The organism is Nocardioides sp. zg-1228, assembly GCF_017086465.1.
Lineage (GTDB): Bacteria > Actinomycetota > Actinomycetes > Propionibacteriales > Nocardioidaceae > Nocardioides.
On sequence record NZ_CP070961.1, the window covers coordinates 2,849,004 to 2,861,962 of the forward strand.

16 protein-coding genes and 1 tRNA gene are annotated in these 12,959 nt (G+C 72.9%); 6 read left to right on the forward strand and 11 right to left on the reverse strand.

Going from position 1 to position 12,959, the window contains the following annotated elements:
• Nucleotides 1-20: 20 nt before the first annotated feature.
• Genes JX575_RS13695 through JX575_RS13725 form a run of 7 tightly spaced genes read right to left on the reverse strand, consistent with a single transcriptional unit; the run spans nt 21 to nt 5,123 of the window.
• On the reverse strand, nt 21-2,030 hold the full coding sequence (locus JX575_RS13695) for an NAD(P)-binding domain-containing protein (protein ID WP_186340747.1): 2,010 nt from the start codon (nt 2,028-2,030) through the stop codon (nt 21-23).
• A gap of 41 nt (nt 2,031-2,071) precedes the next feature.
• Nucleotides 2,072-2,371, reverse strand: coding sequence for a co-chaperone GroES (locus JX575_RS13700; RefSeq protein ID WP_186341225.1), 300 nt, complete (start codon nt 2,369-2,371; stop codon nt 2,072-2,074).
• 38 nt (nt 2,372-2,409) lie between these two features.
• The gene (locus tag JX575_RS13705) at nt 2,410-2,658 is read right to left on the reverse strand and encodes a DUF3618 domain-containing protein (RefSeq protein ID WP_186340746.1); all 249 of its coding nucleotides are present in this window, start codon (nt 2,656-2,658) and stop codon (nt 2,410-2,412) included.
• Nucleotides 2,655-3,410, reverse strand: a complete 756-nt coding sequence (locus tag JX575_RS13710; protein WP_186340745.1) for an ABC transporter ATP-binding protein — start codon at nt 3,408-3,410, stop codon at nt 2,655-2,657. The genes JX575_RS13705 and JX575_RS13710 overlap by 4 nt, the downstream gene beginning before the upstream one ends.
• Entirely contained in the window at nt 3,407-4,075 is a 669-nt protein-coding gene (gene cbiQ / locus JX575_RS13715) for a cobalt ECF transporter T component CbiQ (protein WP_186340744.1), read from the reverse strand. The genes JX575_RS13710 and cbiQ overlap by 4 nt, the downstream gene beginning before the upstream one ends.
• Complete coding sequence (locus JX575_RS13720) at nt 4,075-4,437, reverse strand: PDGLE domain-containing protein (protein WP_186340743.1); 363 nt, start codon at nt 4,435-4,437, stop codon at nt 4,075-4,077. Before JX575_RS13720 ends, cbiQ begins: the two co-directional genes overlap by 1 nt.
• The gene (locus tag JX575_RS13725) at nt 4,434-5,123 is read right to left on the reverse strand and encodes an energy-coupling factor ABC transporter permease (protein ID WP_186340742.1); all 690 of its coding nucleotides are present in this window, start codon (nt 5,121-5,123) and stop codon (nt 4,434-4,436) included. Before JX575_RS13725 ends, JX575_RS13720 begins: the two co-directional genes overlap by 4 nt.
• A gap of 190 nt (nt 5,124-5,313) precedes the next feature.
• Between JX575_RS13725 and bcp the strand changes: the two genes are divergently transcribed.
• From bcp to JX575_RS13740, 3 genes are all read left to right on the forward strand, one after another.
• On the forward strand, nt 5,314-5,784 hold the full coding sequence (gene bcp, locus JX575_RS13730; protein ID WP_186340741.1) for a thioredoxin-dependent thiol peroxidase: 471 nt from the start codon (nt 5,314-5,316) through the stop codon (nt 5,782-5,784).
• Between the two features lie 9 nt (nt 5,785-5,793).
• Nucleotides 5,794-5,870 (forward strand) — tRNA-Leu (locus JX575_RS13735).
• Nucleotides 5,871-5,931: 61 nt separating this feature from the next.
• Nucleotides 5,932-6,825, forward strand: coding sequence for a bile acid:sodium symporter family protein (locus JX575_RS13740; RefSeq protein ID WP_186340740.1), 894 nt, complete (start codon nt 5,932-5,934; stop codon nt 6,823-6,825).
• Here JX575_RS13740 and rdgB read toward each other — a convergent pair.
• Nucleotides 6,814-7,428, reverse strand: coding sequence for an RdgB/HAM1 family non-canonical purine NTP pyrophosphatase (rdgB, locus tag JX575_RS13745; protein ID WP_186340739.1), 615 nt, complete (start codon nt 7,426-7,428; stop codon nt 6,814-6,816). The genes JX575_RS13740 and rdgB overlap by 12 nt on opposite strands.
• Entirely contained in the window at nt 7,425-8,153 is a 729-nt protein-coding gene (rph, locus tag JX575_RS13750) for a ribonuclease PH (RefSeq protein ID WP_186340738.1), read from the reverse strand. The genes rdgB and rph overlap by 4 nt, the downstream gene beginning before the upstream one ends.
• Nucleotides 8,154-8,402: 249 nt before the next feature.
• On the opposite strand from rph, the gene JX575_RS13755 reads away from it, so the two are divergent.
• Nucleotides 8,403-9,557, forward strand: a complete 1,155-nt coding sequence (locus JX575_RS13755; RefSeq protein WP_241005164.1) for a histidine kinase — start codon at nt 8,403-8,405, stop codon at nt 9,555-9,557.
• Nucleotides 9,554-10,204: a response regulator transcription factor gene (locus tag JX575_RS13760; RefSeq protein ID WP_206054399.1), complete on the forward strand. Its 651-nt coding sequence runs from the start codon at nt 9,554-9,556 to the stop codon at nt 10,202-10,204. Before JX575_RS13755 ends, JX575_RS13760 begins: the two co-directional genes overlap by 4 nt.
• Here JX575_RS13760 and JX575_RS13765 read toward each other — a convergent pair.
• Nucleotides 10,201-10,992: an MBL fold metallo-hydrolase gene (locus tag JX575_RS13765; protein ID WP_241005165.1), complete on the reverse strand. Its 792-nt coding sequence runs from the start codon at nt 10,990-10,992 to the stop codon at nt 10,201-10,203. The genes JX575_RS13760 and JX575_RS13765 overlap by 4 nt on opposite strands.
• Nucleotides 10,989-11,813, reverse strand: a complete 825-nt coding sequence (gene murI, locus JX575_RS13770; RefSeq protein WP_186340737.1) for a glutamate racemase — start codon at nt 11,811-11,813, stop codon at nt 10,989-10,991. The genes JX575_RS13765 and murI overlap by 4 nt, the downstream gene beginning before the upstream one ends.
• Nucleotides 11,814-11,905: 92 nt before the next feature.
• Here murI and JX575_RS13775 point away from each other — a divergent pair, with 92 nt between their 5' ends.
• A complete protein-coding gene (locus JX575_RS13775) occupies nt 11,906-12,955 on the forward strand; it encodes an alkaline phosphatase family protein (protein WP_186340736.1) in 1,050 nt (349 codons plus the stop codon).
• Nucleotides 12,956-12,959 lie beyond the last annotated feature (4 nt).

The window sequence follows — 12,959 nt, forward strand, 5'->3', positions numbered from 1 at the left end:
GGGTACAACGGCATGGGTCCTCAGTCCTCCTCGCGCAGGCGGGGCGGCGTGAAGTCGTCGGGGCGGATGCCGGTCTTGTCGGTGTAGAAGGCGCGCACCAGGTCCATGTCGGCGCGGACGTCGCCGGTCGGGTGGAAGGTCGGCCCCCAGCCGACCGTGCGGGACGGCGCATCGATGAACGCGAGGGTGATCGGGAGGCCGGTCTGGCGGGCGATCCGGTAGAACCCCGACTTCCAGTACTCCCCGCGCGAGCGGGTGCCCTCCGCGGCGAGGCCGAGCAACCAGGGGTCGTCGCCCTCGGCCTCGGCGAGCAGCGCCTTGATGGTCGCCGACGGGTTCTTCCGGTCCAGCGCGACGGCGCCGGTGCGGCGCAGGAGCCAGCCCAGGGGGCCCACGAAGAGCTCCTTCTTGACGAGCAGCCGGATGTCGATGCCGTAGCGCCACGCCAGGAGGATGGTGAGCACCCAGTCCCAGTTGGAGGTGTGCGGGGCGCCGACGAGGACGGCGCGCTGGGGCACCTCGCCCACGGCCCGCCAGCGGGCCGCGCCCAGCAGGACGCGGGCGAGCGTGCGGCGCACTCCCCCACCGCCTGACGTCGGCGCGGCAGCCGCGACGGACGCGGAGGCCGCCGGCCCAGCGGCCGAGCCGAGGGACGGCGTACGCGTCGCGGCCCGCGCCCGACCGGCCTTGCGCTCGCGGTCGAGGTCCCACAGGTAGTGGTCGAAGTCGACCTCCATCGTGTGGCGCGGCGAGGCGTAGAACTGCCGCTTGTCGCGACGGTGCTCGGCGTCCATCTGGCGGCGTACGACGTCGCCGGCCGGCGGGACGTAGCGACCGGCGAGCGTGTCCGCGATCCACGCCGACTGCGCCTCGGCGATCGGCATCACCGCGCCGATGGCCTGGACGAGGCCGATGAAGTAGAGGCCCGGCAGGTCCGGGTGGACGGTGCGCTTCCACAGCGGCAGGTCGTTGTCGTGTGGGGACACCAGGTCGGGGGCGAGGAACGGGAAGCTGACCCGGTAGCCGGTCGCCCAGACGATCAGGTCGGCCGGCGCGTCGGTGCCGTCGACGAAGACCACCCGGTCGCCGTCGAGTCGCTCGATGCCGGGCCGAGCGGTGATCGCGCCGGCGTCGAGTCGCTCGCGGATCCGGTCGGACTGGACGGGGTGCGACTGGCCGGGCTTGTGGGTCGGGGCCGGCAGGCCGTACTTCGTCATGCTGCCGGCGTAGGCGGCGCCGAGCCGCAGGCGCGCCGCCGTGACCCACCACGGCAGCCACCCCGGCAGGGCGACCTGGTCGCTCGGCCGGCCCAGGAGGAACTTGCGCAGCACCCACTCCGTGCGGCGCACCGACCACGTCGTCGTACGCGCCACGAGCGACGACTCCACCGCGATGTCCATCGCGGAGTTGCCGGCGCCGACCACGACGACGTCGCGCCCGGCGAGCTGCTCGCCGGAGCGGTAGTCGTGGGCGTGGATCTGCTCTCCGTCGAACGTGCCGGGATAGGCCGGCTCGGGCCACCGCGGGTCCCAGTGGTGGCCGTTGGCGACGAGCACCGCGTCGTAGGTGCGGGTCTCGGTGCCGCCGGGTCCGGAGATCCGCACGTCCCAGCGCCCGTCGGCCGAGCGGGAGACGTCCTGGACGGTGGTGTCGAACGTGATCGTGTCGCGGAAGCCGAAGTGGTCGACGTACTGCTCGAAGTAGGCGCGCACTTGGTCGTGCCGTGCGTAGGGCGGGTAGTCCTCGGGCATCGGGAAGTCCGAGAACGCCATCCGCGGGCAGGACGTGTTGATCTCGAGGGTGTCGTAGCAGGCCGACTGCCCGTTGGAGTTGTCGAGGACCCAGGTGCCGCCGATGTCGCGACCCTTCTCGAAGCAGTCGAACGGGACTCCGGCGAGGTAGAGCTGCTTGGCCGCGGCGATGCCCGACGAGCCGGCGCCGATGATGCACGCGCGCGGGAGCGACTCGTCGACCGGGACGGGCGAGGTGACCGCGGGGGCGCGGTGGGACTGCTTGACGAAGTAGGCCATCGGGCGCTCCTGGCTGGCGGAGAAGGGGACGGGCTGGAGGGCTAGAGGTAGAGCCCGGTGGAGCCGCCCTCGAGGCGCTCCGCGGCGACCGCGTGGACGTCGCGCTCGCGCATGACGACGTAGACCTCGCCCTGCACCTCGACCTCGGCCTTGTCCTCGGGGTCGAAGAGCACGCGGTCACCGATCTCGACGGCGCGGGCGTGGGGGCCCACGGCGATCACGCGCGACCAGGCCAGTCGCCGTGCGCCCATCGCGGCGGTCGCCGGGATGACGATGCCGCCGGTGGACCGGCGCTCCCCGGCCTCCTGGTCGACCTCGACGAGGATGCGGTCGTGGAGCATCTTGATCGGGGCGCTGCCCCCCACACCCGGCACGGCGCTCAGCGCGCGACCTTCCGGACGATGCCGAGCAGGACGACGACGCCGACCACGATGCCGGCGGCCTGGAGGATGTTGTCGGTGCGCGGCTCGCCCGTGTCGAGGTCGACGAAGTGCGCCTTCAGGGTCGTCACCTGGCGGCCGATGATCGTCTTGGGGTGGGCACGGTAGGCGAGCTGGTCGATTGTCGAGGCCAGCCGCTCGCGCGTCTCCTCGATCTCGCGCTCGAGCGCGCTCATGTCCTGGGTCACCCGGGAAGGCTATCAATGCGACGCGGGTCGAACCCCCACGGCAGCTCGAGCCGGTGGGCGGCCATCAGCTCGTCGTCGGTGAGGACGTCGAACGTCGGCCGGTCGGCGACCACGACCCCCTCGCTGAGCACGACGCTGCGCGGGCACAGCTCGAGGGCGTAGGGCAGGTCGTGAGTGACCATGAACACCGTCACGTCGAGGCTGCGGAGGATGTCGGCGAGCTCGCGGCGCGAGGCGGGGTCGAGGTTGGAGGAGGGCTCGTCGAGCACCAGGACCTCCGGCTCCATCGCCAGCACGGTGGCCACCGCGACGCGGCGGCGCTGGCCGTAGGACAGGTGGTGCGGCGGCCGGTCGACGAAGTCGGCCATGCCGACCCGGTCGAGCGCGTCCATCACCCGGCGGTCGAGCTCGGCGCCCTTGAGCCCGAGGTTGGCCGGCCCGAAGGCGACGTCCTGGCGGACGGTGCCGAGGAAGAGCTGGTCGTCGGGGTCCTGGAAGACGATGCCGACGCGGCGCCGGATCTCGAGGAGGTGCTGCTTGGCGACCGGGAGCCCGCTGACCGTGACCGAACCCCGGCCCGCGGTGAGGATGCCGTTGAGGTGGAGCACGAGGGTGGTCTTGCCCGCGCCGTTGGGACCGAGCAGGGCGACCCGCTCGCCCCGGTGGACGTGGAGGTCGACCCCGAAGAGCGCCTGGTGGCCGTCGGGGTAGGCGAACGCCAGCCCGCGGACGTCGAGGACGGGGGTGCTCACGACGGCAGCTTCCCGTCGTAGCCGCGCGAGAGCATCGCGAGGTGGACGCGCTCGCCCCGTTCGTAGGACCGGATGAACAGCGCGCCCAGCGAACGTGCCAGCACCGGCCAGTGGCGCGGCGAGCGGGGGTCGCAGCCGCGCGAGCGCAGCGCCGTCATCATCCGGGTGAGCTCGTCGGTGACGACGTCGAGGTAGCGGATCATGAAGCCCATGATCTGCACGATCAGGTCGGGCGCGCGCAGCCGCTGCAGTCCCCGGAGCAGGTCCTGCGGCTCGGTGGTGGCGGCGAGGGTGAGCGAGGCGAGAACGCCGATGCTGCCCTTGACCAGCAGCGCGACGCCGGCGACGAGCCCGGGCTCGGAGACGCTCACCCCCAGCACCTCGGTGCGCGGCCCGTGGGCGATGAAGGGCATCAGCACGGCGAAGACCACGAACGGCAGCTCGACGACCATGCGGGGCAGCAGGTAGCGCAGCGGCACCCGGGAGAGCGCGATGACGCCCAGCAGGACCGCGGCCTCGACCGCGAACAGCGGGTAGGCCTCGCGCGGGGTGGCGACGACCACGAGCATGAAGCCGAGCAGCGCCAGCACCTTGAGGTGCGCGGGCGCGCGATGGACCGGGCTGTGCCCGTGGAAGTGGAGCCGGTGCCCGTGCCCGGCACCCATCAGGACCCCGGCGTGCGCGTCGAGGGTGTGTCGTCGTGGGACGCCTCCCGGGGCGCGGCGTCGGGCCCGTCGGGCCCGCGGCGGCGCACCAGCCAGAACAGGCCCGTGCTCAGCAGCAGCATCACGACCACGCCGATCACGCCGGCGAGCCCACCGCTGATCCGGGCGTCGTCGACGCCGGAGGTCTGGTAGTCGGCGAGAGGGCTGTCGGCGGTAGCGGAGTCCTCCGCGGAGTCGATGAAGCCGGTCTGCTCGGCGACGTACTCCAAGCCGTCGGGGTGCGAGCTGGCGTAGTAGCTCGCGACGCCTGCGACGAGCAGGCTGACGACCAGGGCGACGGCGAAGAAGCGGCGGGTGCTCATCGGTGGACTCCGTCTCGCAGCTCGAGCTCGCGCTCGACGAGCAGTGGTCGGGCGCCGTGGACGAGGTCGGGGCGGGCCGCGACGACGCTCGCGACCACCAGGCCGGTGACGACGGCCTCTCCGAGGCCGATGACGGTGTGCCAGCCCAGCATCGCGGTGAGGACGGCGCCGAGGTCCACCTCGATGTTGCCGCCGACGGCGAAGAGGCCGGTGAAGACGAGGGCCGCGACCGGCACGCTGACCAGGGCGGCGACCGCGGCTGCGGGCGCGACCATGCCGAGGCGCTTGGGCAGCACGCGGCGCAGGCCGACGAACACCACCCAGCCGACGGCGACGGTGACGATGCCGATGAGGGTGATGTTGGTGCCGAGCGCGGTGATGCCGCCGTCGGCCATCAGCAGGGCCTGGACCAGGAGCACCACCGACAGGCACAGCACCGCGGTCCACGGCCCGACCAGGACCGCGGCGAGAGCACCGCCCATGAGGTGGCCGCTGGTGCCCGCGCCCACCGGGAAGTTGATCATCTGCGCGGCGAACACGAAGGTCGCGACCAGCCCGGCCATCGGCGCCGTGCGGTCGTCCAGCTCGCGTCGCGCACCGCGCAGGGACAGGGCGACCGCGGTGGCCGCCACGACCCCGGTGGCCACCGAGGTGGGGGCGTCGAGGAAACCGTCGGGCACGTGCACGGGTCGCTCCTGCTGGTGGGTGTCTCGGATGGATGGCGGCCGTGGGTGGCACTGGCCGCGACTGGTTGGATGAGTGGTGTCCGGCGCGGATCCCCCGATGCCGCTCCGACACCCTCGACCTTATTGCAAATGTCTTGCAACAACCACACCCGGGCCGCGGTCCGGGCCGACCAGCGCACAGGAGCCCCCGATGCCCGACCGCCTCTCCCCCGGCGACGCCGCACCCGACTTCACCCTCCCCAGCGACACCGGCGAGCCCATCTCGCTGTCGGGCCTGCGCGGCCGGAAGGTGATCCTCTACTTCTACCCCGCCGCGATGACGCCCGGCTGCACCACGCAGGCCTGCGACTTCTCCGAGTCGCTCGAGTCGCTGCGCGGCGAGGGATACGAGGTGCTCGGCGTGTCCAAGGACGCCCCCGCCAAGCTCGCGAAGTTCCGCGAGCGCGACGCGCTGACGCTGACGTTGCTCTCCGACGAGGACCTGGCCGTGCACAGGGCCTACGGCGCGTTCGGCACCAAGAAGCTCTACGGCAAGGAGGTCGAGGGCGTGATCCGCTCGACCTTCGTGATCGACGAGGACGGCACGGTCGAGCTGGCGCAGTACAACGTGAAGGCCACCGGCCACGTCGCCAAGCTGCGTCGGGACCTAGGGTTGGCCTGATTCGGTCCAGCGCCCGTAGCCCAACAGGCAGAGGCACACGGTTTAGGTCCGTGACAGTGTGAGTTCGACTCTCACCGGGCGCACCACGATCCGCGCGCGATGCGCGAGTGGCTGCGGTGTGAGCCACGTCACCACTAGGGTCCGCGCATGGACTCCGCGCTCACCACCGTCGGACTGCCCGTCGCCCTGGCGATCATCATGTTCGGCCTCGGGCTCGACCTGACGGTCGGCGACTTCAAGCGCATCGGCCGGGCACCGCGGGCGGTGGCCGTCTCGCTGGCCTGCCAGGTCCTGCTGCTGCCGCTCGTCTGCTTCGCGCTGGTGGTGCTCTTCGACCTGCCGGCCCTGCTCGGCATCGGCATGCTCCTGCTCGCCGCCTCGCCGGGCGGCACGACCGCCAACCTGTTCAGCCACCTCTTCCGCGGCGATGTCGCCCTCAACATCACGCTGACGGCCATCAACACCGTCATCGCCGTGGTGACGCTCCCCCTCATCACCGGGCTCGCCATCGCCTACTACGACCGGCAGGACGACGTCTCGATGCCGCTGGTCGAGATCGTCAAGGTGTTCGCGCTGATCCTCCTGCCCGTCGGCATCGGCATGGTGGTCAACGACCGCGCGCCCGCCTTCGCCCGCCGGATGGACAAGCCCGTGCGGATCGGCTCCGCGGTGATCCTCGCCGTGCTGGTGCTCGGGATCCTGCTCGACCAGCGCGAGGACGTCGGCGACTACCTCGCCGACGTCGGCGTCATCGCTGCGCTCTTCTGCGCGATCAGCCTGGTCGTGGGCTACTACGTGCCGAAGGCGCTGGGCGTCACCGGGCCGCAGGCGATCGCCTCTTCGATGGAGGTCGGCGTGCACAACGCGACGCTCGCGATCTTCGTCGCGGTCGAGGTGCTCGACGAGGTCGAGATCTCGGTGCCGGCGGCCGTCTACTCGCTGGTGATGTTCGCCTTCGCCGCCCTGTGGGGCGCGTGGGTCAGCCGGCAGGTCGGCGGCGCCCGGGAGGGCGCAGCCCTCGATGCCGACTCAGTCGCCTGAGAGGTCGGACGCGACCTGCGGCGCCAGGGCGCGCAGCGCCCGCCCCCGGTGCGAGATCCGGTCCTTCTCCCCCGGCTCGAGCTCGGCGGAGGTGAGGTCGTCGGCCTCGTGCTCGACGGCGACGAAGACCACGTCGTAGCCGAAGCCGCCGCTCCCCCGCACCTCGCGGGTGATCCGGCCGTCCATGCGGCCCTCGACCACGCGCTCGCGCCCGTCGGGCATCACCCAGGCCACGGCGCAGGTGAAGTGCGCGCCGCGCCGCTCGTCCGGGACGTCGCGGAGCTGGTCGAGCAGCAGCTCGTTGTTGCGGGCGTCGGACTTGTCCTGGCCCGACCACCGGGCCGACAGCACCCCCGGCATGCCGTTGAGGGCGTCGACGCACAGCCCGCTGTCGTCGGCGATCGACGGCAGACCGGTGGCGGCGACACCGGCGCGCGCCTTGAGCAGGGCGTTGCCCTCGAAGCTCGGCTGGTCCTCCACGGGCTCGACGTAGCCCTCGACGTCACCGATGCCGAGGACCTCGATCCCGGGCGCGTGCTCGGCCAGGATCCGCTGCATCTCGACGATCTTCTTGGCGTTGGCCGAGGCCAGGAACACCTTCACCGGGCCAGCGCCTCGTGCTGGAGGCGGGTCAGGTCGGCGCAGCCCTTCTCGGCGAGGCTCAGCAGCGCGTCGAGCTCGGCGCGGTCGAAGGCGGCGCCCTCGGCCGTGCCCTGCACCTCGACGTAGGCGCCCTCGCCGGTCATCACGACGTTCATGTCGGTCTCGGCGCGGACGTCCTCCTCGTAGGGCAGGTCGAGGCGGGGCACTCCGTCGATGATGCCGACGCTGACGGCGGCGACCGAGCCGGTGAGCGGCTCCCCGGCGAGGGCGCCGGTCTCGCGCAGGTGCGCCACGGCGTCGGCCAGGGCGACGTAGGCCCCGGTGATCGCGGCGGTGCGGGTGCCGCCGTCGGCCTGGAGGACGTCGCAGTCGAGCACGATCGTGTTCTCGCCGAGGGCCTGGTAGTCGATGACGGCGCGCAACGAGCGGCCGATGAGGCGCGAGATCTCGTGCGTACGACCGCCGATGCGGCCCTTGACCGACTCGCGGTCCGAACGGGTGTTGGTCGCGGCGGGCAGCATCGCGTACTCGGCGGTCACCCACCCCAGGCCCGAGCCCTTGCGCCAGCGGGGCACGCCCTCGGAGGCGGACGCGGCGCAGAGCACCTTGGTGCCGCCGAACTCGACGAGGACCGACCCCGCGGCGTGGTCGAGCCAGTGGCGCGTGATCGTGATCGGGCGGAGCTCGTCGTCGGCGCGGCCGTCGGCGCGGGCAGCAGAAGTCATGGCCCCGACCCTAGACGTGGCCGAGCCGGGTCCGGTCACCCCCGTGTGCTACCGGACCCGGTCCGGGGCCCTGATCCGAGGCCCCGTCCCCCGGGGGACCGTCTGCGGGAGCCGGCCCCCGCGTCCGCGCGGATCGCTCCACCCGGCCGGGGAGTCCCACCTTGCGTTGTGGAGGCGTCGCGTGCATCGGTCCCAGGTCGCATCGTGAAGCCGACCAAAGTAGGGCCAGCGCTGGCTAACCTGTGCGCCGTGACGCCACGCCCCGACACCCAACCCGAGCTCACGTGGGTGTCGCACACATGGCGCTACGCCGCCTGCCTGGTGTTCTCCGCGGCCGTCTGGCAGGTGGTGGCGGCGACCGAGTGGCGCGAGCACCGCCTCCTCTTCGGCGTCGAGCTCGCGCTCGGCGCAGCCTCCTATGTCCTCGTCCACTTCCGCCGGCAGGCCCCGGTGCAGGTCGCGCTGGCGGTCGCCGGGCTGAGCGCCCTCTCCGGCATCGCGGCCGGGCCCGCCACCCTGGCGGCGCTGTCGGTCGCCACCCGCCGACGCTGGCGCGAGGTGCTGCTGGTCGGCGGCACCAGCATCGTCGCGGCGCAGGCGTGGGCGACGGTCGCGCCGGTCCGCGGCGACGACCTCGTGGTGACCGCCCTGGTCAACGTGGCGGTCAACGCCGGGGTCATGGGGTGGGGCCTCTACATCGGGTCGCGACGCGAGCTGCTCGGCGACCTGCGCCACCGCGCCGAGCGGCTCGAGCACGAGCAGGAGCTGCGGGTCGGCAAGGCCCGCTCGGCGGAGCGGGCCCGCATCGCGCGCGAGATGCACGACGTGGTGGCGCACCGCATCACGCAGGTCTCCATGCAGGCCGGAGCCCTCGCCTTCCGCGCCGACCTCCACGCCGACCAGCTCCGCGAGGGCCTCGGCGAGATCCAGCGCCAGGCCAACGACGCGCTCCACGAGCTGCGCGGGGTGCTGGGCGTGCTGCGCCAGGACGACCCGAGTCCGCCCACCGCCCGCCCGCAGCCGACGTACGACGACGTCCCCGCGCTCATCGACGAGGCGCGCTCACTCGGCCTCGAGGTCGACTGGGACGACGAGGTGGACACGACCGCCGCGGTCCCGCCCGCCACCGGTCGCACGGTCTACCGGATCGTGCAGGAGGGCATCACCAACGTGCGCAAGCACGCGCCCGGCGCGCAGGTGCGGATCCGCTCCGCGGGCGACGAGGAGCGCGGCATCACGGTGGTGGTGAGCAACCCGTTGGGCGAGCGTCCCAGCGCGGCGCCGGGGGCCGGCCTCGGGCTCGTCGGGCTGCGCGAGCGCACCGAGCTGCGCGGCGGCCGGCTCGAGAAGCGCACGGAGGGGGCGACGTTCGTCCTGGAGGCTTGGTTACCGTGGGCGCCGTGATCCGCGTGCTGCTCGTCGACGACGACCCGCTCGTGCGCTCTGCGCTCACCCTCATGCTCGGGGGCCAGTCGGACCTCGAGGTCGTGGGCGAGGCCGCCGACGGCGAGGAGGGCCTGGCGCAGGTCGCCCAGCACGAGCCCGACGTGGTGCTCATGGACATCCGGATGCCGGTGATGGACGGCCTGGAGGCCACGCAGGTGCTCCACTCGCGTCCGTCGCCGCCGGCCGTGGTCGTGCTGACCACCTTCGACGCCGACGACCACGTCCTGCGCGCCGTGGCGGCGGGCGCCGACGGCTTCCTGCTCAAGGACACCGCGCCCGCCGACATCGTCGGCGCCATCCGCACCGTGGCGGCGGGCGACGCGATGCTGTCACCGTCCGCCACCCGCAGCCTGGTCTCGCGGCTGCGCGGGAGCTCGCCGAGCGCGCGCACCTCCACCGCCGCCGACCGGCTGACGGTGCTGACCGAGCGTGAGCTCGAGGTCGCCGTGTGCGTGGGCCGCGGGCTCAGCAACTCCGAGATCGCCTCGGAGCTCTACCTGTCGATCCCGACCGTCAAGTCGCACGTCTCACGCCTGCTCACCAAGCTCGAGTGCACCAACCGCGTGCAGGTGGCGATGGTCGTGCACGACGCGGGCCTCGTCTAGACGTCGTACGTCGCCCCGGCGCGGGCCAGCTCGACCGGGCCGTCCCACGCGGCGCGGGCCTCGGCCTCGGCGTCGGCCGGGTCGTGCCACGGCGGGACGTGGGTGAGCACGAGCCGCTCGGCGCCGGCACGTGCGGCGGTGCGGGCGCAGTCGGCGCCGGTGAGGTGGAGGTCGGCGGGATTGGGGTCCCCGGTGCGGAACGACGCCTCGGCGAGCAGCAGGTCGGTGCCGGCTGCGATCTCGTCGAGCTCGGCGCACGGAGCGGTGTCGCCGGAGTAGACGAGTGTGCGGCCTCCGGCGGTGACGCGGAGTGCGTAGGCGGCGACCGGGTGGACCACCCGGCGAGCCTCGACCCGGAACGGGCCCAGCTCGACCTCGGCGCGGTCACCGTCGTCGCGGTCGCCGTAGACGCGGAAGTCGAACTCCTCGGTCATGCCCGGCTCGAGGGGCAGGTCGTAGGCGCGTGCCATCCGCGCGGCCGTGCCGTCGGGGCCCCACACCGGGATCGACGGCTGTGCACCGGTCGGGTGGTACTTGCGCATCACGTAGTAGCCGCACAGGTCGAGGCAGTGGTCGGCGTGGAGGTGGCTGAGGAACACCGCGTCGATGCTCAGCGGGTCGACGTAGCGGTGGAGCTGGCCGAGCGCGCCGTTGCCCAGGTCGAGGAGGATCCGCCACGTGCGGCCGTCCTGCTCGGCCTCGAGCAGGTAGCAGCTCGCGGCCGACTCGGGACCGGGATAGGAGCCCGAGCAGCCCACGACGGTGAGCCGCAGCGGGTGCGGGCTCACGCCCGACCTCCGGCGAACTGCGTCGCCCCGAGCAGCTCGGAGCCGAGGAAGCGGCGCCCGACCGTGGCGAAGTCGTCGGGGCTGCCGGTGGTCGAGAACGTGTAGGTCGGCTCCCCGTCGGGCCGCATCAGGCCCGTGCCGGCCAGCATCTTGTAGACGTCCTTGGCGCACTCCTCCGCCGAGCTCACGAGCGTGACCTCGTCGCCCATCACGTAGGAGATGACGCCGGTGAGCAGCGGGTAGTGGGTGCAGCCGAGGATGAGCGTGTCCACGCCGGCGTCCGCGAGCGGGTCGAGGTAGTCGTGCGCGGCGGCGAGGAGCTCGTCGCCGCCGGTGACGCCCTGCTCGACGAAGTCGACGAACCGCGGGCAGGCCCGGATGTGGAGGTCCAGGTGGGGAGCGGCGGCGAACGCGTCGTCGTAGGCCATCGAGCTCGCGGTCGCCCGGGTGCAGATGACGCCCACCCGCTGGTTGCGGGTGGCGGCCGCGGCCCGTCGCGCCGCCGGCAGGATCACCTCGACGACCGGGACGTCGTAGCGCTCGCGGGCGTCACGGAGCATCGCCGCGCTGGCTGAGTTGCACGCGATGACCAGTGCCTTGACGCCCTGCTCGTAGAGGTGGTCGAGGCACTCGAGGGCATACTCGCGGACCTCGCCGATGGGCTTCTGGCCGTAGGGCTGCCGGGCGGTGTCGCCGAGGTAGGTGACCGACTCGTGCGGGAGCTGGTCGATCACCGAGCGGGCGACGGTGAGCCCGCCGAAGCCGGAGTCGAAGATGCCGATGGGGGCGTCTGCGGTCTCTCTCGCGGGGGGCGTCGGCACAGGCAGCAGGCTAGGCGCTCGGGCTGGCGTCGGTCACGCGATCACGTGCGTCGGCCCCGTCACACCCCCTCCCTCCGGGTTAGGGTCGCCCGGTGACCCTGCGCTCCGTGCTCGCCTCCCTGCTCGCCTGCACCGCCCTCGCGGTGTGCCCGGCGTCGGCCCCGGCCGCGGTCCCCGACGGCGAGCTGCCGCCGCCCACGCCGCGGGTGTCGGCCGACGACGCCATCGACTCCGTGGTCGCCATCTCGGTCGACGGGCTCAACACCGACGCCCTCGCCAAGCTGGGGCGAGAGCGCACCCCGCACCTGCACGACCTGATGGACTCCGGCGCCTCGACGCTCAACGCCCGCACCGAGCGCGAGCTCACCATCACGCTGCCCAACCACACCGGCATGGTGACCGGCCGCCGGGTCGAGGCCAGCACGGGCGGGCACGGCGTGACGTGGAACGACGACCGGCGCCGCCCGGCGACCGTCCAGTCGGCGGCCGGGCAGCGGGTCGAGTCGGTCTTCACCCAGGTCAAGGCCGCAGGGGGCTCGACGGCGCTCTTCGCGAGCAAGACGAAGTTCTCCCTGTGGAAGCGCAGCTGGCCGCGGAGCATCGACACCACCCGCATCCAGCTCGACAACACCCGGCTCGCCCGGTCGGTCCGGCGCGACCTGCGCGACCACGAGCGCGCCTTCCGGTTCGTGCACCTCTCGCTCCCCGACTCGGCGGGTCACGACCACGGCTTCATGTCCTCGCGCTACCTGCGGGCCGTCGAGAAGGTCGACGGGCTGCTCGGGGTCATCGTCGGTGCCGTGCGGTCCGACCCCGAGCTCGTCGGCCGCACCGCCATCATCCTGACCAGCGACCACGGCGGACTCGGCGCGAGCCACTCCGACCCCCGCCGGCTCGCCAACTATCGGGTGCCCTTCATGGTGGCCGGTCCGGGCGTCGAGGCCGGGGCGGACCTCTACGAGCTCAACGCCGACGACTACCTCGACCCGGGCATGCGGCGCACCACCTACCGGCAGTCCGTCCAGCCCGTCCGCAACGGCGACCTCGCCAACCTCGCGCTCGACCTGCTCGACCTCGGCGCCGTGCCGGGAAGCGAGCACAACCTGCGCCTCGACCTCGACGTCTCACGTCCACCTGCCTGACCAC